Origin of the sequence: Leifsonia sp. NCR5, from assembly GCF_002105485.1 — a bacterium.
Classification (GTDB): domain Bacteria; phylum Actinomycetota; class Actinomycetes; order Actinomycetales; family Microbacteriaceae; genus Leifsonia.
This window is the reverse complement of sequence record NZ_NCSR01000035.1, coordinates 1-17842: the sequence shown is the minus strand read 5'-3', so window position 1 is coordinate 17842 and position 17842 is coordinate 1. Positions and strand designations below refer to the sequence as shown.

General features: G+C 70.5%; 17 protein-coding genes. 11 read left to right on the top strand and 6 right to left on the bottom strand.

The window, feature by feature from the left end; translation table 11 throughout:
* Positions 1 to 96: 96 nt before the first annotated feature.
* Positions 97 to 471, top strand: a complete 375-nt coding sequence (locus tag B7438_RS19020) for a YchJ family protein (RefSeq protein WP_085371249.1) — start codon at positions 97 to 99, stop codon at positions 469 to 471.
* On the opposite strand, the gene B7438_RS19015 is transcribed toward B7438_RS19020, so the two are convergent.
* Positions 468 to 2783 (bottom strand): Ig-like domain-containing protein, encoded by a 2316-nt coding sequence (locus B7438_RS19015; protein ID WP_256922137.1) that lies wholly within the window; start codon positions 2781 to 2783, stop codon positions 468 to 470. The two genes, B7438_RS19020 and B7438_RS19015, sit on opposite strands and share 4 nt — an antisense overlap.
* A gap of 154 nt (positions 2784 to 2937) precedes the next feature.
* On the opposite strand from B7438_RS19015, the gene B7438_RS19010 reads away from it, so the two are divergent.
* Genes B7438_RS19010 through B7438_RS18995 form a run of 4 tightly spaced genes read left to right on the top strand, consistent with a single transcriptional unit; the run spans position 2938 to position 7473 of the window.
* The gene (locus B7438_RS19010) at positions 2938 to 3633 is read left to right on the top strand and encodes a TetR/AcrR family transcriptional regulator (protein ID WP_085371248.1); all 696 of its coding nucleotides are present in this window, start codon (positions 2938 to 2940) and stop codon (positions 3631 to 3633) included.
* On the top strand, positions 3630 to 4886 hold the full coding sequence (locus B7438_RS19005; RefSeq protein ID WP_085371247.1) for an MFS transporter: 1257 nt from the start codon (positions 3630 to 3632) through the stop codon (positions 4884 to 4886). Before B7438_RS19010 ends, B7438_RS19005 begins: the two co-directional genes overlap by 4 nt.
* Positions 4886 to 6163: an amino acid deaminase/aldolase gene (locus B7438_RS19000; protein ID WP_085371246.1), complete on the top strand. Its 1278-nt coding sequence runs from the start codon at positions 4886 to 4888 to the stop codon at positions 6161 to 6163. Before B7438_RS19005 ends, B7438_RS19000 begins: the two co-directional genes overlap by 1 nt.
* Positions 6160 to 7473, top strand: coding sequence for a D-arabinono-1,4-lactone oxidase (locus tag B7438_RS18995; protein ID WP_085371245.1), 1314 nt, complete (start codon positions 6160 to 6162; stop codon positions 7471 to 7473). The genes B7438_RS19000 and B7438_RS18995 overlap by 4 nt, the downstream gene beginning before the upstream one ends.
* A gap of 571 nt (positions 7474 to 8044) precedes the next feature.
* Here B7438_RS18995 and B7438_RS18990 read toward each other — a convergent pair.
* The 3 genes from B7438_RS18990 to B7438_RS18980 are packed head-to-tail and all read right to left on the bottom strand — an operon-like array spanning position 8045 to position 10293.
* Positions 8045 to 8779 carry an ABC transporter permease gene (locus B7438_RS18990; protein WP_085371244.1) on the bottom strand — a complete coding sequence of 245 codons (735 nt, stop codon included), beginning with the start codon at positions 8777 to 8779 and terminating at the stop codon, positions 8045 to 8047.
* Positions 8776 to 9594, bottom strand: a complete 819-nt coding sequence (locus B7438_RS18985; protein ID WP_373270208.1) for an ABC transporter ATP-binding protein — start codon at positions 9592 to 9594, stop codon at positions 8776 to 8778. Before B7438_RS18985 ends, B7438_RS18990 begins: the two co-directional genes overlap by 4 nt.
* Before the next feature lie 39 nt (positions 9595 to 9633).
* On the bottom strand, positions 9634 to 10293 hold the full coding sequence (locus B7438_RS18980) for a TetR family transcriptional regulator (RefSeq protein ID WP_256922136.1): 660 nt from the start codon (positions 10291 to 10293) through the stop codon (positions 9634 to 9636).
* 153 nt (positions 10294 to 10446) lie between these two features.
* Between B7438_RS18980 and B7438_RS18975 the strand changes: the two genes are divergently transcribed.
* Both B7438_RS18975 and B7438_RS18970 read left to right on the top strand, forming a co-directional pair.
* Positions 10447 to 11013: a LemA family protein gene (locus B7438_RS18975; RefSeq protein ID WP_055895541.1), complete on the top strand. Its 567-nt coding sequence runs from the start codon at positions 10447 to 10449 to the stop codon at positions 11011 to 11013.
* Positions 11014 to 11022: 9 nt separating this feature from the next.
* The gene (locus B7438_RS18970) at positions 11023 to 11922 is read left to right on the top strand and encodes a M48 family metalloprotease (RefSeq protein ID WP_085371243.1); all 900 of its coding nucleotides are present in this window, start codon (positions 11023 to 11025) and stop codon (positions 11920 to 11922) included.
* 15 nt (positions 11923 to 11937) lie between these two features.
* Here the strand turns inward: B7438_RS18970 and B7438_RS18965 are convergent, their stop codons facing one another.
* Together B7438_RS18965 and B7438_RS18960 are read right to left on the bottom strand one after the other, a co-directional pair.
* Positions 11938 to 12360, bottom strand: a complete 423-nt coding sequence (locus B7438_RS18965) for a hypothetical protein (protein ID WP_085371242.1) — start codon at positions 12358 to 12360, stop codon at positions 11938 to 11940.
* Between the two features lie 63 nt (positions 12361 to 12423).
* Entirely contained in the window at positions 12424 to 13632 is a 1209-nt protein-coding gene (locus B7438_RS18960; RefSeq protein WP_085371264.1) for a winged helix-turn-helix domain-containing protein, read from the bottom strand.
* Positions 13633 to 13810: 178 nt separating this feature from the next.
* Between B7438_RS18960 and B7438_RS18955 the strand changes: the two genes are divergently transcribed.
* From B7438_RS18955 to B7438_RS18940, 4 genes are all read left to right on the top strand, one after another.
* The gene (locus B7438_RS18955; RefSeq protein WP_085371241.1) at positions 13811 to 14950 is read left to right on the top strand and encodes an ABC transporter substrate-binding protein; all 1140 of its coding nucleotides are present in this window, start codon (positions 13811 to 13813) and stop codon (positions 14948 to 14950) included.
* On the top strand, positions 14950 to 15873 hold the full coding sequence (locus B7438_RS18950) for an ABC transporter permease (protein WP_373270207.1): 924 nt from the start codon (positions 14950 to 14952) through the stop codon (positions 15871 to 15873). The genes B7438_RS18955 and B7438_RS18950 overlap by 1 nt, the downstream gene beginning before the upstream one ends.
* Complete coding sequence (locus B7438_RS18945; RefSeq protein ID WP_085371262.1) at positions 15870 to 16691, top strand: ABC transporter permease; 822 nt, start codon at positions 15870 to 15872, stop codon at positions 16689 to 16691. The genes B7438_RS18950 and B7438_RS18945 overlap by 4 nt, the downstream gene beginning before the upstream one ends.
* 117 nt (positions 16692 to 16808) lie before the next feature.
* Positions 16809 to 17840 carry an ABC transporter ATP-binding protein gene (locus B7438_RS18940; protein ID WP_256922138.1) on the top strand — a complete coding sequence of 344 codons (1032 nt, stop codon included), beginning with the start codon at positions 16809 to 16811 and terminating at the stop codon, positions 17838 to 17840.
* The last annotated feature ends 2 nt before the right edge of the window (positions 17841 to 17842 follow it).

Below are 17842 nucleotides of genomic sequence, written 5' to 3'. Positions count from 1 at the left end.
GTCGTGGCATCGATTCCCCGTAGCGCCACGGCCGGGTCCTTCTCGGCCGGCCTCATCCGGCGTCGGCGGAAGCGTCGACGCGGGTAGGCTCGTGCGGTGCCTTCCTCCCGCTGTCCCTGCCTGAGCGGCCAGCCGTACGACGAGTGCTGCGGTCCGCTGCACCGCGGTGAGCAGCCGGCGCCGACCGCCGAGCGGCTGATGCGGTCGCGGTTCTCCGCGTTCGCGCTCGGCGACGCCCCGTATCTGCTCCGCAGCTGGCATCCGTCGACCCGACCGCAGACGCTCGAACTCGACAAGGGTCTGCGCTGGTACCGGCTCGACATCGAGCGCACCGAGCGCGGCGGCCCGTTCGACCGGGACGGCGTCGTGGAGTTCTCCGCCTACTACACGGGCACGGAGCGCGGGGTGCAGCACGAGGCATCCCAGTTCCTGCGCGAGGGCCGGGACTGGTACTACGTGGATGCGCTCTAGCGCGACGGCTCCACGTACTTCTCCCACAGCCAGACGCACACGCTGAGCGCGGCGAACGCGAAGGCGGCGATGGCGATGACGAGCGTGCTCTGCCCCGTCTCGACGAGGGAGGCGACGGGAAGCAGCAGCGCGAACAGCAGGGTGTAGACGACCAGCGCCAGTCCGACCCAGATGCCGCGCGACCACTGGAACACCTGTCGTCCGGCGAGCCCGCCGATCGGCAGCAGGGCGATGGCCGCGGAGCCGAGGCCGAGCAGCGACACCGCGTTGGCGAGTTCGCGGAAGAACGCGGAGACCACGCCGGTCGGCTCGGGCAGCAGGCCGACGGTGAGCCAGGCAATCACGCCGAGCACGGCGACGCCGGCCAGCTGGACGGCGGCGACCCTGCCGCGCGCCACCCTCCCGGCCGCACCGGCGAACGCGACGCCGAGGATCAGCCCGAACAGGAGGGCGGGCTGCAGCCCGATCAGCCGCGAGGCGACGGCAGCGACGCCGACGATGATGAGCATCGACGGCCGGAAGATCATGGTCGCCCGACCGCCGCCGAAGTGCGGGGAGGTCCAGCGCGCGACGGCCACCCAGACAGCGTTCACCGCGGCCAGCGCGACCGCGATGGCGAGGATGACGCGCAGGTATGCCCCCGCGTCGTCGACCGGGCTGGACAGGGTCACGAGGGCTGCCGCCGCGACGAACGCCGTCGGGATCAGCCACGGGCTGCGCGGGGCGGCAGCTCCGGATGCGGCGTCCGCCGACGCAACGGAGCCCCCGGATGCACCGATTCCGGATGCACCGGCCCCGGATGCACCGACGCGGGATGCCCCGGCAGCGTCCGCGTCGCGCAGCTCCGCCCTGCTGCGGTTGCGTCCGAAGATGCTCGCCCGGGTCCGCGCGGCGCGTCCGTCGCGTTCGCGCGCGACGGTCACCGCGAGCAGCCGGGCAGGCAGCGCGAGCAGCAGGAGGGCGGCGACGGCGAGCAGGAGCGACCGCAGCCAGCCCGGGAAGGCGGCGGCGGAGACGACAGGGGCCGACGCGCTGGTGAACGGTGTCCCCATCCAGTCCGGCCGGGTAGGGGCGCCGTTTCCGCTGTACGGGTCGAACGGCGTCGGGCTCGGGGTCGTGCCGGGCGGCACGACGGGGACGGCCGGCGAGGGTGTCGTGTGCGGGGAGGGTGTCGTGCTCGGCGACTCGGGAGACGTGCTGGGCGACGGGGCGGCGTTGAGGACGGTGATCGCGACCGGGTTGGATCCACCGCTGACATTGCCCGCCGCATCCCGTTGCAGCGCGGAAACGGTGAACCGTCCTGCGCCGAGCGCTCCGGTGCACGACCAGGCCGTGCCGCGCACGACGGCCGTGCACACCACGATGCTGCCGTTGTCGTCGCTGCCGTACACGGTCACCTTCGCGGCGTCCTCTCCTGTGCCGGAGAAGGCGAGCGGGCGGCCGACCGGGGTCTCCGTGCCCGGGGCGGGGGAGCCGATGCGCGGTGCGGCGGGAGGCGTGGTGTCGACGGTGATCGCGACGGGCGCGCTCCTGCCGGAGGACTGGCTGGAGAACGGCGCGCGCTGCGTCGCGGTGATCGTGTGCTTTCCGCTCGGCAGCGGCTTGCTCAGCACGCAGCCCCAGGTGCCGGTGGAGTCGGCGGGGAAGGAGCAGGTGGAGCCGTTCTCGGCGCGGACCGTGACGGTCGCCCCCGGGTATGCCGTGCCGTGCACGCCGCCGCCGGAGACGAGGGTGCCGTTCTGGGCGGCGATGACCGGCGGGGAGAGCACATCCACCCGGTCGGAGGCTTCGAGGCCGTTGTTGCGCGACTCGGCGCGGACAACGACGCCCGGTCCGTCCGGTGGAGTGGAGAGCGCGCAGGACCAGTCGCCGCTCGCGTTCACCGGGGCGTCGCAGCGGGCGCCGGCCGTGCTCCCGGCTCCGGCGGAGACGTGGATGAGGTCGCCGGGCGTGCCGGTGCCGGACACGGTGAGCGGGAAGGAGGTGACGAGACCGGAGGGCAGCTGGTCGATCGTCGGAGGGCCGGGAGTCGGCGGCGGGGAGGTGGGGGGAGCGGTGTCGGACGGTGCTGCGCTCGGGGTGGTGTCTGCCGGCGAGGTCTGTGATGGCGAGGTCTGCGATGGCCTGGACAGCTGCGGGGAGTTCTGGGCCGGTGCGCCGGAGGAGGGTGACGGCGATGGCGTGGAGGTGGCGGCGCTGGCCGGGGCGACGACGCCGACGGCTCCGAGGAGGGCTGCGCTCGCGAGGCCGACCACGATCAGGGCACCGACAAGCAGCCCGGACGACCCCCTCGGCCGGACTGGTGGCGACACATCAGACGAAAACACCCGCATTCCACCCCATTTCAGGTGGCGCGCCCCCCTTCTGTCAAACTCCCGAGCCGGATTTACGGCATACTGACAACTGGGTCAACCGTCCCACTCTTCGCGCGAGGATGCGCAAGGAGCCCGCGCTGAGGAGTCCGCCGTGACACGTATCTCCGCCGTGGAACGCCGCACCGCGCTGGTGCAGGCCGCCCTCTCCGTCGTCGCGCGCGACGGCGTGGCCGCCGCGACCACGCGCAAGATCGTCGCGGAGGCCGGGATGTCCCTCGCCAGCTTCCACTACGCCTTCACCTCGCGCGACGAACTGATGGCCGAACTCGTCAACACGGTGGTCGACGGCGAGCAATCCGCGTTCGCCCCCGTGTTCGAGCAGCAGGTCGCCGAGCAGGATGCCCACGAGCAGGCTGCGCCCCGCGCCGAGCCGCCGACGATGCGGGATGCGGTGCGCGCCGGGCTCGAACACTACTTCGCCGCCGTCCGCGCCGACCCCGACCGCGAGAAGGCGATGTTCGAGCTCACCCAGTGGGCGCTCCGCGAACCCGGCTTCGCGCCGCTGGCCCGTCGCCAGTACGACCGCTACTTCGAGGTCGCGGAGCGCGCCGTCGTGCAGGCGGCGGCGATCACCGGATGCACGTGGTCGCGCCCCACCGCCGAGGTCGCCCGCCTGCTCGTCGTCCTCACCGACGGCCTCACCGTCGCTTGGCTCGTCACGAGGGACGACGACGCCGCCCAGGCCACCATCGACTTCGCCGCCGACGCGGTGGCGACGCTCGCGACACCCAGCGAGAAACCGGCACGTGTCCTGTCCACCCTCGACCCGAACGCAGGAACCCGATGACAGAACTTTCAGCTCCGGCGGTCTTCGCCGAGCCCACCCGCCGGGTCACCGGCCGCTGGATCGCGTTCTTCGCGATCGCCTGGCTCGGCATCTGGATGGCGCAGCTCGCGCCCATCCAGAAGCTGCTGCCCGACCAGGTGCAGAAGCAGCTGGACACCACGTACTGGGTCGACAACGTGGTGGTGTTCGGCATCATCTCGGGCATCTCCGGAGTCTGCGCGATCGTCGCGTACCCGCTCACCGGCGCCCTCTCCGACCGCACCACCAGCCGCTTCGGCCGTCGCAGGCCGTGGATCGCGGCGGGCGCCGTCGTGTTCGCAGTCTCGCTCATCCTGCTCGGGCTGCAGACCTCCATCGTCGGGATCGGCGTGTTCTGGTCGCTCGCGCTCACCGGGTTCTGCATCCTGACCGCAGCCCTCACCGCGACGATCTCCGACCAGGTGCCCGTCGGCCAGCGCGGCTACGTGTCCGGCTGGATCAGCGCCCCACAGGCCATCGGGATCATCCTCGGCGTCTCGCTCGTCACCTACGTGTTCGTCGGTGCGGTGTTCGGATACACGGCGATGGCGGTGCTGCTGCTCGTGCTCGTCGTGCCGTTCCTCTTCCTCCCCGACGCCGTGCTCCCTCCGCACCTGCGCCAGCGAATGACGTTCCGCGGGATCGTCGAGAGCCTGTGGATCTCGCCGCGCGAGCATCCCGATTTCGGCTGGACGCTGCTCAGCCGCGTGCTGGTCAACTTCGGCAACGCGTTCGGCACCTCTCTGCTCCTCTACTTCCTGGAGTTCGGGCTGCACGACAAGAACGCCGACGACGACCTGCTCGTCCTCATCCTGATCTACATGGTGTTCGTGATCGTCGCCTCGCTGGTGATGGGCCGCTGGTCGGACAGGATCGGGCGGCGCAAGGCGTTCGTGTTCCTCTCCTCGGCCATCCAGGGCGTCGCGGCGCTGCTGCTGGCGTTCGTGCCGGAGCTGTCGGTGGCGATGGTCGCCGCCGGGCTGCTCGGGCTCGGCTACGGCTGTTTCCTCTCCGTCGACCAGGCGCTCGCCACCCAGGTGCTGCCCGACCCGGAGAACCGGGGGAAGGACCTCGGCATCATGAACATCGCCACCGCCGTCCCCCAGGCGATGGCCCCGCTGATCGGCGCGGGCATCGTCGCTGCGCTCGGCGGTTTCGTCGGGCTGTTCGTCCTCTCCGGTCTGTTCGCGTTCGCGGGTGCTCTCGCGGTCGCACGAGTGAAAGCGGTGCGCTGATGACCTTCTCCATCGACCTCAGCACGAAGCCCACGCCGGCCGAGCGTACCTGGACCACTCCGGATGCGTTCTGGCCGTCCCTGTCGGCCGCGACCGCCCGGCTCGACCCGGCGCTCGCCGTGCTGCACCTGCCGGCGCTGCGGCACAACACCCACGACATGCTGCGCCGGGCCTCTGGGAAGCCGATCAGGGTCGCATCCAAGTCGGTGCGGGTGCGCTCGGTGCTGGATGCGGTGCTCGCGGTCCCCGGATACGCCGGCGTCCTCGCGTACACGCTGCCCGAGGCGCTCTGGCTGGCGGAGGGGACGGACGGGCATCCGCCGATCGAGGATGTGGTGGTCGGCTACCCGACCGCCGACCGCGTCGCCATCGCACGGCTGGCGTACGCCCCCGAGCTGGCGGAGCGCGTGACGCTCATGGTCGACTCCGTGGCCCACCTGGACTTCATCGACGCGGTCGTCCCCCCGGCGCAGCGGCAGAGCATCCGGTTGTGCATCGAGTTGGATGCGTCCTGGCTGAGCCCGGTGCTCGGCCACATCGGCGTGTTCCGGTCTCCGTTGCACACGCCGGCCGCCGTGCGTGAGCTGGCGGAGGCGATCGTGCGCCGTCCCGGCTTCACCCTGGTCGGCATGATGGCCTACGAGGCGCAGATCGCCGGGCAGGGCAACAACCCGCCCGGCAGGCCGGCGTGGGGTGCGACGCTGCGCTGGATGCAGAAGAACTCCGGCGCCGAGCTGCTCGACCGGCGCGGCCAGGCGGTCGCGGCCGTGCGCGAGATCGCGGACCTCGAGTTCGTGAACGGCGGAGGGACAGGGTCGCTGGAGTTCACGGCGTCGGACGAGTCCGTCACCGAAATCGCCGCGGGGAGCGGACTGTTCGGCGGCTACCTGTTCGATTCGTACACCGGGTTCCGTCCAGCGCCTGCCGCGTCGTTCGCGCTGTCCGTCGTGCGGCGGCCGGGCCCGGATGTTGCGACCATGCTCGGCGGCGGCTGGATCGCCTCCGGTCCTCCCGGTGCGGACAGGATGCCCAAGATCGAGTGGCCGACCGGGCTGTCGATGGTGGCCAGGGAGATGGCGGGCGAGGTGCAGACGCCCGTCACCGGGGTGGCGGCCGGGGTGATGCGCGTCGGCGACCGGGTGTGGCTGCGGCACACCAAGTCGGGCGAGCTGAGCGAGCACGTCGACGAGTTCCACCTGATCGACGCGGTCGACGGCCGCGCTACCGTGGTCGGAGCCGTCCCCAGCTATCGCGGCGACGGAAAGGTGTTCCTGTGACGGCGACCGGCGCCCTCTGGCGCAACTGGGCCCGCACGGAGCAGGTCCGTCCCACCCGCGTCGAGCGCCCGGCCGACGCCGATGCCGTGCAACGCGCGGTCGCGGCGGCGGCGAGACAGGGGATGCGCGTCAAGGCCGTCGGCGCCGGGCACAGCTTCACCGGCATCGCGGTGGCTCCCGGGGTGCAGCTCGACCTGTCCGCCCTGCGTGGCATCGTCGACGTCGACGTGGAGCGCGGCCGGGTGACGCTCGCGGCGGGCACCCACCTGCACGAGCTGCCCCGGCTGCTGCGCCAGCACGGCCTCGCGCTGGAGAACATGGGCGACATCGACCGGCAGACCATCGCGGGCGCGACCTCCACGGGAACCCACGGCACCGGCGGAGGCTTCGGCGGCCTCGCGACCCAGATCGTCGGCGCCACGCTGGTGACGGGCACGGGCGAGGTGCTGACGGTGAACGAGACCAGTAACGCGGAGCTCTTGCCCGCCGTGCGTCTCGGCCTCGGCGCGCTCGGCGTTCTGGTCGACCTGACCATCCAGTGCGTCCCCGCCTACCTCCTGCAGGCGGTCGAGCGGCCGGAGCCGCTGCAGCACACGCTCGACACCTTCCTCGAACGCTCGGCAGCGGAGGACCACTTCGAGTTCTACTGGTTCCCGCACACCGAGACGGCGCTCACCAAGACGAACACGCGGCTCCCGCTCAGCGCCCCCGCCGCGCCGCTGCCCGCCTTCGGCCGCTGGGTCGACGACGAGCTGCTCGCCAACGGCCTCTACCGCGGGGTCTGCGCCGTCGGCACGATGGCCCCGGCGATCATCCCGCCGTTCAGCCGCCTGGCGCAGAAGCTCACCGGCAACCGCGACTTCACCGACGTCTCTCCCCGCGTCTTCGTGACCAACCGCACCGTGCGCTTCCGCGAGATGGAGTACGCGATCCCGCGGGCGGCGGTGCCCGGCGCCCTCGCAGAGGTCAAAGCGCTGATCGAGCGGCGCGGCTGGCGCATCTCGTTCCCGGTGGAGGTGCGCTCCGCCGCCGCGGACGACAACTGGCTGTCGACGGCATACGGCCGTGAGACCGGATACATCGCCGTGCACCGCTACTACCGCGAGGACTCGACGGAGTACTTCGCGGCGGTGGAGGAGATCATGATGGCCCACGACGGCCGTCCGCACTGGGGCAAGCTGCACACCAGGCACGCCGAGTCGCTGCGCGCGGCGTATCCGCGGTTCGACGACTTCCTCGCTGTGCGCGACCGGCTGGATCCCGAGCGCCGCTTCGAGAACGTGTACCTGCGGCGGGTGCTGGGGGAGTGACCGATGGATGCGCGGTGTCCCCAAAGCGGGTGCCGCGTGTCCAGGGGACGGCCCGGTGAGGAAGCCTCGGATTTCCGCGTGATTCCGCGGAAAACGCCGTGATTCCGGCGATCTGCGGTGGTCGATGGGGTGACGCGTGTGACTCGTGTGACGGGCGTGATTCTTGACACGTCCTCATTTCCCTGGAAAACTCCCTGCTAGCTGTGAATCGCCTGTGAGTTGTTGAGAATAATTCATCTTCAGGGAGCCCGCCGATGTCCGACCGCATAACCCGTTCCGCCCGCCCCATCGCACGCTTCGGCCCCGCGCTCGCCGCGGTCGCGCCGTTCTCCACCCCGGGGGTGACGTCCGCACCCCCGGACGATTCGGGGTGCGGTCCCTGCCCCGGTGCAACGCTCGTGCTGACCCCATCGGGAAACTGGGGTCGTCCCTAGCCGAGCTCTGACGGCATCCGTCCGACCACGGATGCCGTCGGCGAAACGATCGCGGCGTCGACCGCCTCCGGTGTCGGGCACTCGGAGGCGTCGGCGCCGCGTCGTCGTTCCCGCCGAGGTCCTGTCGATCGCCTCCGCTAGGCGGTGCGGCGCTGGAGGGTGAGGGAGCCGAAGACGATCGCGGCCAGTGCGAACGCGCCGATGATGAGCAACTGGCCACCCACATACGCGGCGTCGTGCGTGTCGTTCGCCACCGCGTTCAGCGCGTCGATGGCGTGCGAGAGCGGGAGCCAGTCGCTGATGATGTGCAGCGCATCCGGCAGCTGGTCGCGCGGGATGAAGATGCCGCCGAGCAGGATCTGCGGGAACACCAGCGCCGGCATGAACTGCACCACCTGGAACTCCGTGCGGGCGAACGCGCTCACGAACAGGCCGAGCGTCGTGCCGAGGATCGCGTCGGCGAGCGCCACCGCGACCAGCAGCCACACGCTGCCCTTGATGTCGAGCCCGCACACCCACACCGCGTACGCGACGGCGACCAGCGTCTGCACCACGGCCAGCAGCCCGAACGCGAGCGTGTATCCCAGGATGAAGTCCGCCTTGCCGAGCGGCATCGACAGCAGGCGTTCCAGGGTGCCGGTGCGCCGTTCGCGCAGCGTGGTGATGCTCGTCACCAGGAACATCACGATGAACGGGAACAGCGCGAGCATCGCCGGGCCGATGGTCGAGAACACGCCGGTGTCCGTGAAGATCCAGGCGACCAGTCCGATCAGCAGGCTCGGCACCACCACGAGGAGGGCGATGGTGCGCGGGTCGTGCCGGATCTGCGTCAGCACGCGGCCGGCGGTGGCGATGGTGCGGGTGCCGTTCATCGCTCGCCCCCGTCGGCGTCTGTCCCGGTGCCCGCTGCATCCGGTGCATCTGGTGCGTCCGCCGCATCCGGCGCATCCGGGAGGGCGTGCTTGGGATGGCGGCGGCGGATCAGCGCCAGGAACGCGCCCTCCGCATCCTCTGCCCCCGTCGACGCCAGCAGGGAGGCGGGCGTCTCGTCGGCGAGGATCGCCCCGTCGCGCATCAGCAGCAGCCGGTCGCAGCGGCTGGCCTCGTCCATCACGTGGCTCGAGATGAGCAGGCTGGTGTCCGCGTCGGCGAGCCGGTGGAACAGCTCCCACAGCTCCACGCGGAGGAGGGGGTCGAGGCCCACCGTCGGCTCGTCGAGTACGAGCAGGTCCGGCGCGCCGAGCAGTGCGGCGGCGAGCGAGACCCTGCTGCGCTGGCCGCCGGAGAGGGTGGAGACCAGCTGCCCGGCGTTGGCGCCGAGGTCGGTCGCCTCGATGGCGCGGTCCACATCGGCCTTCGCCGCACCGAGGATGCGCCGGAAGTACGCGAGGTTCTGCTGCACCGTCAAGTCGTCGTAGACGCTCGCGGCCTGCGTCACGTAGCCGACGCGGTGGCGGAGCCCGGGCGATCCCGCCGGCTCGCCCAGCACCTCGACGGTACCGCCCGCCACCCGCTGCACGCCGACGATGGAGCGCATCAGGGTGGTCTTGCCGCAGCCACTCGGCCCGAGCAGCCCGACCACCTCGCCGCGCGGGATGCGCAGGGTCAGCCCGTCCAGGATCGTCGCTTTCCCGCGGCGCACCGTGAGGCCGTCGACGGAGATCGCGCTGGCCGCCATATTCATCATGTGATGAATTATTCGCTCCGAGTCCCGGCGCGTCAAGGACTACGGCAGCTGCTGCGTCCCAGCGCTCCCCGGACGCACCGTGCCGCCCTGCACATCCCCGAACAGATGCCACTGGATCACCGGCCCGATGCGCCGCGCGAGCTCGTCGGCGTCGGCGTGCGCCACCGGTTCCAGCTTGAGCACGAACCGGGTGAGCATCAGCCCCACCAGCTGGGAGGCGGCCAGATTGGCCCGCAGATCGGCGTCGTCTCCTCCGGCCAGGGCGGCGAGCCGCACGAACACCTCCCTGGTCAGGAACTCCTTGAGCATCCTGCTGCCCGGCCCGCTGCCGAGGGCCGTGCGCAGGATCGCCACGATGCGCGCCTGCGACCGGGCGTCGTCGAGCTGCCGCACCAGCAGTCGCACGATCGAGGCGCCGACCTCGTCGCGCGGACCGGCGAGGATCACGCCCAGGATGCGGTCGGGCCGCAGCGGTGCATCCAGCGACGCGGTGAAGAGGTCGGCCTTGTCGTCGAAGTAGTGGTGGACGAGCGCCGAGTCCACTCCGGCCCTCCGCGCGATGGCCCTCAGGGACGCCGCGTCGTAGCCGCGCTCGGCGAACTCCTCCGTCGCCGCCTTCAGGATGGCGGACTTGGCGGAGGCGCCGTCCCGCTGCTTGCGGGGACGGCCCCGACCGCGACGTTCGGCGACCTCACTCACCTGCCCATTGTGCACCCGGCGGAGCGGCGCCTGCCGAACCGCACCATGCTTGCTTTGAGAGTGGTGGGAACGCGGTGAGAGCGTCGCGGGCCGCCGTTAGGATGGGATCTGCGCCCAGTCGTCACGCGCCAGGACACCAAGGAGTACCCGAAAATGGAATGGCTCATCCCGGTCATCATCGTCGTCGTGATCGTCGCGATCATCGGGATCTACCTGTGGGCCACCTACAACTCGCTGGTGACTCTCAAGGTCCGCGTCGACGAGGCGTGGAGCGACATCACGGTGCAGCTCAAGCGTCGTGCCGACCTCATCCCCAACCTCATCGAGACGGTCAAGGGCTATGCGGCGCACGAGAAGGGCGTCTTCGAGTCCGTCACGCAGGCCCGCGCAGAGACGCTGTCCGCGCAGGGGCCGGCCGAGGCCTCCGTGGCCGAGGGTCACATGCAGAGCGCGCTGAAGAGCATCTTCGCGGTCGCCGAGGCATACCCGCAGCTGCAGGCGAGCCAGAACTTCCTGCGTCTGCAGGCCGACCTGGTCGACACCGAAGACAAGATCCAGGCGTCGCGCCGGTTCTACAACGGCGGAGTCCGCGAACTCAACACCAAGATCAAGGTGTTCCCGAACAACATCTTCGCCAAGCGCATGGGCTTCACGGAGCGCGACTTCTTCGAGGTCAGCGACCTCGCTGCGATCGCGGAGCCCCCGCGCGTCCAGTTCTAGCGGGCGGCGATGTATAGGGCGATAGCCAGGAACAAGCGCAATACGGTCTTCACGATCCTGCTGTTCCTGATCATCATCGGTGGCCTCGGCTGGCTCGCGAGCTTCATCTACCAGAGCTACACGATCCTCTGGGTCGTGGTCATCGGCGCCGTGCTCTACGCGGTGGTGCAGTACTTCCTGGCGAGCAGCCAGGCGCTGAGCATGTCGGGCGCCATCCCGATCACCAAGGCCGACAACCCGCGCCTGTGGAACATCGTCGAGAACCTGTCGATCACCACGGGCACGCCGATGCCGGCGGTCTACATCGTCAACGACCCGGCGCCCAACGCGTTCGCCACCGGGCGTGACCCCGAGCACGCGTCGGTGGCGGCCACCACGGGGCTGCTCGACATCATGACCGACGCCGAACTCGAAGGCGTCATGGCGCACGAGCTGGGGCACGTCCGCAACTACGACATCCGGCTGTCGATGATCGTGTTCGGCCTCACGGTCGCCATCGGCTTCATCGCCGACATCTTCCTCCGCATGGCGTTCTTCGGCGGCATGGGCAACCGCAACAACAACAATGGCGGCGGGGGAGGCGGCAACCCGGTCATCCTGGTCTTCGGCCTCATCGCCGCGATCATCGCCCCGCTGGTCGCCACCCTGGTGCAGCTGGCGGTCTCCCGTCAGCGCGAATACCTCGCAGACGCCACGGGCGCGATGACCACCCGGCACCCGGATGCGCTGGCCAGCGCTCTGCTCAAGCTCGAGGCGTACGGCCGTCCGATGCAGAAGCAGAACTCGTCGATGGCGCACCTCTGGATCGCCAACCCGCTGAAGCCCAGCCTGATGAGMCGCCTGTTCAGCACCCACCCGCCMATCCCCGAGCGCGTCGACCGCCTCGAGAAAATGGGCTCCACCTTCTAGTCGCTGCGCGCGGCGTCAGTCGAGCTCGGCGGTGCCCGCGTAGCGGTACGGGATGCGCGTGGACGACAGGCGCGGCGCATCCACCGGGTGCCACAGCGTTCCGACGTTCTGGCCGTCGACGGTGGAGACGTCGCGGATCGGGTCGGCGGGCTGACCGTCGATGTAGCTCTGCACGACCTCCGCGTAGACGGTGTCGTCCGGGTTCAGGAGCACGGCGACGTAGTGGTCGGAGGCCCGCACCTCGGAGGCGGGCACCCAGGTGCTCCCGTCGAACTGCACCATCGTGCTGCCGTCCTGAGCGCCGCCCGGTCTGACTCCGGTGACGAACCCGTCCACCCAGCGGTCGCCGTCGCGATACGCGTAGAGCTCGCGCATCGGCGATTCGAAGTCGGCCTCATCGGCCCCGGCAGCATCCAGATACTCCAGCGGTGAACTCATGCCCGCACCCTACGCCTGCCCGCCGTCCCTCCCCAAGCACCGAGCCGAGACGGGCGCGGCCGGTCAGAGGGCGGCGGCGAGGAGCGGGGCCAGGTCGCCGCGGTGCGGGACCGTGACGGCGACCTCGTCGAGGCCCTGCCAGGCGGCGGTCGTGCGCAGCAGCGGCACCAGGCGCTCGACCGTCTCGGCGGGAGCGCCGGGCTCCGACCACGCCGACTGCACGCGCAGGATGCGCGCCTGCCGGTCGCTCTTCAGGTCGATGCGGCCCACCACGCGGTCGTCGAGCAGGATGGGCAGCGTGTAGTAGCCGAAGATCCGCTTCTCCGCGGGGGTGTAGATCTCGATGCGGTAGTGGAAGTCGAACATGCGCAGCGCCCGGTCGCGATACCAGACCACGGGGTCGAACGGGGAGAGCAGGGCGGTCGCCGACACGCTGCGGGGGAGCCGCGCATCCCGGTGCAGCCAGGTCTTCTCCGGCCGTCCGTTGCGCTCCCAGCCGCCGACCGTCACCGGGATCAGCTCCCCGGCGTCCTCCAGTTCCTGGATGGCGGCCATCGCCGGTGCGCGCTTGATGCGGTAGTAGTCGCCCAGGTCGCCCGCCGTTCCGATGCCGTGCGCGACCGCGGAGCGCCGGATGAGCTCGCGCACCGCATCCGGAGTCGTCACCGTGGTGTCGAGCACCGACGAGGGCAGCACGTCCTCCGCGAGCGCGTACCTCCGCTGGAACCGGGTGCGCCCGGCCACGGCCACCTCGCCGAACAGGAAGAGGAACTCCAGCGCCCGCTTCACGTCCGACCAGCCCCACCACGGCCCGGCCCGCTTGTTGGCGTCGTGCTCGATCTCCCCGGCGACGAGCGGCCCGCGCGACGCGAGCTCGGTGCGCAGCCAGTCGACCGTGGAGGCGTTCCGCTGATACCAACTGTCCGGGTCGGTGCCGTGGCGCTCGCGGTACGCCGCCATCCGCCACCGGAACAGCGGCCAGTCCTCGCGCCGGATGAACCCGGCCTCGTGCGGCCAGTATTCGGTGTGCGGCGATTTCGCCGCGAACGTCAGCTTGTCGAGCAGCGCCTTGTCGTAGGCGCCGACCCGCGCGAACACCGGCAGGTAGTGGCTGCGCTCGAACACGTTGACCGAGTCGATCTGCAGCAGGTTGATGCGGTCGATCACCCCGTTGAGCTGCCGCGTTCCGACGGTCGATGGATGCGGGCGGCCGAACCCCTGCGCGGCCAGGGCGATGCGCCGTGCGAGCGCGGGGGAGACCTTTTCAACCACACCGTCGACCATAGCGGGAACCGCGGACAGTCCTTCCCCGGTCGTTCACCTTCCGTCCATCGACGGCACCCCGACCGGTCGAACGACCGCCATACGTTTGCACCGGCCCGGATGGGAATCCGTGTGTCCCGCGACCGAACGCGGGACGACCACCCTGGCACCCCACACTGGAGGAACTGTGACCATCAAGCGCGCACGCGTCGCCGGCCTTGCCGCCGCGGCCACCGTCGTCGCACTCTCGCTCGCCGCCTGCACCGGCGGGGCGAACGCAGCAGACCCGACATCGTCGAAGGACATCGCGACCGCTGCCGACGCGAAGGCTGCCGGCGGCATGGATGCGCTCGTCGCCGCCGCGAAGAACGAGGGCACCCTCAACATCATCGCGACGCCGGGCGACTGGGCGAACTACCAGGAGATCTTCGACGGCTTCACCAAGAAGTACGGCATCACGATCAACCCCAGCCAGGACAGCGCATCCAGCCAGGAGGAGATCGACGCGGCCAAGAAGCTGAAGGGCCAGGACACCGCTCCGGACACCTTCGACATCGGCTCGTCCGTCGCCCTCGCCAACACCGAGTACTTCGCGCCGTACAAGCCCACCGGCTGGGACGACATCCCGGCCAACGAGAAGGAGTCCACCGGGCTCTGGAAGGTCGGGTACTACGGCGTGATGGCGGTCGGCTACGACGCCAACAAGATCAAGTCGGCGCCGAAGAGCCTCGACGACCTGCTCGGCTCGGAGTACAAGGGTGCCGTCGCACTGAACGGCAACCCCACGCAGGCGGCAGCAGCAGCCGGCGCCGTCGCGTTCGCCGACCTGCAGGCGGGCGGAACCCTCGACGACCTCAAGCCGGGCGTCGACTGGTTCGCCAAGCTGAAGAAGGCGGGCAACTGGAACGCCGCGGACGGCAAGCCGAACACCATCGCCTCCGGCGAGACCCCGGTGCTGCTCGACTGGTCGTTCAACCAGAAGGGCTACACCACCTCCGACACCATCAAGGGCGGTGGCGTGAACTGGAAGTACACCGTGCTTCCCGGCACCGCGTACGTCGGCTACTACAACCAGGCCATCAACAAGGACGCCCCGCACCCCGCGGCCGCGCGCCTCTGGGAGGAGTACCTCTACAGCGACGCCGCCCAGAACGCGTGGCTGAAGGGCGGGGCGTACCCGGCCCGCGTGGATGCGATGGAGAAGGCCGGCACGCTGAACAAGGCCGACTTCCCTGGCAAGCTCGACAAGACCGCCGTCATGACGGACAAGCAGGCCACCGACGCCGGAACCCTGCTCAACGCCACCTGGGCGAACGCGGTCGGCTAATGACCGAAACGGTCGGCGCTGCTGCGCCGCCGCTGGAGCGCGACGGCGCCGGGGAGACCCGGCGCCTGTCGCTGCCCAGGGGCCTTCCCGCGATCCTCGGCCTCACGCCGTTCGCGTTCTATGTCGTCGTCTTCCTCGCCGTCCCGACGGTGATCGCGGTCGGCAGCGGGTTCGTGGATGCGGACGGCCGCTTCACCTGGGCGAACATCACCGGGCTCGCCGAGCCCGCGATCTTCGGTTCGTTCGTCGGCGCCTTCTTCCTCTCCGCGGTCACCGCGGTGGTGGGCGCCGTCGCCGGAGCGGCCCTCTGCTTCGCCATGCTGCGCTCGCGCCCGGGCGGTGCCACCCGCTCGCTTGTCGACTCAGCCAGCAGCGTGCTCGCCCAGTTCGGCGGTGTGATGCTCGCGTTCGCGTTCATCGCGACCATCGGCGCCCAGGGCCTCGTGACCGTGCTGCTGCGCAACCAGTTCCACATCAACATCTACGAGAACGGCGTCTGGCTCTACACGGTGCCCGGTCTCATCCTGCCGTACCTCTACTTCCAGATCCCGCTCATGGTCATCACGTTCATGCCGGCGCTCGAAGGCCTGAAGCCGCAGTGGCTGGAGGCGAACGCGACCCTCGGGGGGAGCCGCGCCACCTACTGGTTCCGGGTGGGCATCCCGGTGCTGCTCCCGTCGTTCCTCGGCAGCCTGCTGCTGTTGTTCGCGAACGCGTTCTCGTCGTACGCCACCGCGGCGGCGCTCGTCGGGCAGGCGAACAACATCGTCTCCCTGCAGATCCGCCAGGCCCTCATCTCCGAGACCGTCCTCGGCCGCGCCAACCTCGCCGGTGCGATGTCGCTCGGGATGCTCGTGGTGATGATCGTCGTCATGCTCGGATACTCCGCGCTCGCGTCCCGCACCGCCCGGTGGCAGCGATGAGCCGCCGCACGGCCCCGGCGCTCCGCTTCGGCCCGGGCCCGGTCACGCGCACGGTCATCTGGGTGATCTTCGGCCTGTTCTTCCTCATCCCGCTGTTCTCGATGGTGGAGTTCACCCTCCGCACGGCGAAGCCCGGCGTCTACAACATCGACAGGTGGGTGCTCGTCTTCAGCGGGGAGACCACCCGCTACGACCGGATCTACCAGGGTCTCGGCAACTCGCTGGTGCTCGCCGTCGTCACGGTGGCGATCGTGCTCCTGGTGCTGCTGCCGACGATGATCCTGGTGGAGCTGCGCATCCCGAAGCTGCGGCGCGCGCTGGAACTGGTGTGCCTGCTGCCCATCGTGATCCCCGCGATCGTGCTGGTGGTGGGGCTCGCGCCGACGTACGCCGCCGTCACCCAGCTGTTCGGCTCCGGCACCTGGACCCTCGCCTTCGCGTACGGCATCCTGGTGCTGCCGTATGCATACCGCGCCATCCAGAGCAACATCGCGGCGATCGACGTGGTCACCCTCAGCGAGGCCGGCCGTTCGCTCGGCGCGGGCTGGCTGAGCGTGCTGCTGCGCATCCTGGTGCCGAACCTGCGCCGCGGCATCCTCGCCGCGAGCGTGCTCTCGGTGGCGGTGGTGCTGGGCGAGTTCACCATCGCGTCGCTCCTCAGCAGGGTGAACCTGCAGACGGCGCTGCTGCTGGTGTCGCAGTCCGACCCGTTCGTCGCGGTCATCTTCGCGCTGCTCGCGCTGGTGTTCGCGTTCCTCCTCCTCTTCGTCGTCGACCGTCTCGTGACGGCCGGGCGACGACGCCCAGCGAAAGGCTGACCCGTGTCCGCACCCGAAACGTCCGTCCTCCCCGCCGCGGCGGGAGCCGCATCCGGTGTCGCCGCGTCCGGTGACGCCGCATCCGGTGTCGCCGCGTCCGGCGACCTCGGCAGCACCGTGGAGCTGCGCTCCGTCGTGCGCGACTTCGGCGGAGGCGCGGGCCTCGCCGGACTCAGCCTCAGCGCCCGGCCCGGCGAGCTGATCGCCCTGCTCGGTCCGAGCGGCTGCGGGAAGACCACCGCCCTCCGCGCCCTCGCCGGGCTCGAACGCGTGGACTCCGGCAGCATCCTGATCGACGGCGACGACGTCACCGACCAGCCGACCAACCGCCGCGACCTCGGCATGGTCTTCCAGTCGTACTCGCTCTTCCCGCACCTCACCTCCGGCCAGAACGTCGAGTTCGGGCTCCGGATGCGCAAAGTCTCCTCGGCAGACCGCCGCCGCCGCGCCGCGGAAGCCCTCGACCTCGTCGGCCTCGACCACCACGCCGACCGCTACGCGCACCAGCTCTCCGGCGGCCAGCAGCAGCGCGTCGCCCTCGCCAGAGCACTCGTGACCCGCCCTCGCGTGCTCCTCCTCGACGAGCCGCTGTCCGCTCTGGATGCGAAGGTCAGGGTGCAGCTGCGCGACGAGATCCGGCGCATCCAGACCGAGCTCGGCATCACCACGTTCTTCGTGACGCACGACCAGGAGGAGGCGCTCGCCGTCGCCGACAGGGTGGCCGTGATGCGCGCGGGCGACATCGAGCAGATCGGCGAGCCCGAAGAGCTCTACCGCCGCCCGGCCTCCGCCTTCGTCGCAGAGTTCGTCGGCCTCACCAACCGCGTGCGCGGCACCGTCACCGGCGGCGAGCTGACCGTGTTCGGGATGCGCCTCCCGCTCGTCACCCCGGCGCCCGACGGCCCCGTGACCGTCTACCTCCGCCCGGAAGACGTCCTCTTCTCCGGACCGTCCGCCGCCGCGGCGGGCCCCGTGCTCCCCGGCGTCGTGCTCACCACCAGCTTCCTCGGTGCCCTCCGCCGCACCAGGGTGCGCCTCGACGACGGCACCGAGCTGGCCGTGCAGCACGAGACGCGCCACGCCCCCGCGCCGGGCGAGCGCATCCACGTGTCGCTGGCGGGGACGCCGGTGACGGTGGGGGAGGCGTAGGG

Bases quoted from the DNA above. Each gene is read 5' to 3' on its own strand.
- B7438_RS19005 (WP_085371247.1), top strand. From the start codon at position 3,630: ATGACAGAACTTTCAGCTCCGGCGGTCTTCGCCGAGCCCACCCGCCGG.
- B7438_RS19000 (WP_085371246.1), top strand. From the start codon at position 4,886: ATGACCTTCTCCATCGACCTCAGCACGAAGCCCACGCCGGCCGAGCGT.
- B7438_RS18990 (WP_085371244.1), bottom strand. From the start codon at position 8,779: ATGAACGGCACCCGCACCATCGCCACCGCCGGCCGCGTGCTGACGCAG.
- B7438_RS18985 (WP_373270208.1), bottom strand. From the start codon at position 9,594: ATGATGAATATGGCGGCCAGCGCGATCTCCGTCGACGGCCTCACGGTG.
- B7438_RS18975 (WP_055895541.1), top strand. From the start codon at position 10,447: ATGGAATGGCTCATCCCGGTCATCATCGTCGTCGTGATCGTCGCGATC.
- B7438_RS18965 (WP_085371242.1), bottom strand. From the start codon at position 12,360: ATGAGTTCACCGCTGGAGTATCTGGATGCTGCCGGGGCCGATGAGGCC.
- B7438_RS18950 (WP_373270207.1), top strand. From the start codon at position 14,950: ATGACCGAAACGGTCGGCGCTGCTGCGCCGCCGCTGGAGCGCGACGGC.
- B7438_RS18945 (WP_085371262.1), top strand. From the start codon at position 15,870: ATGAGCCGCCGCACGGCCCCGGCGCTCCGCTTCGGCCCGGGCCCGGTC.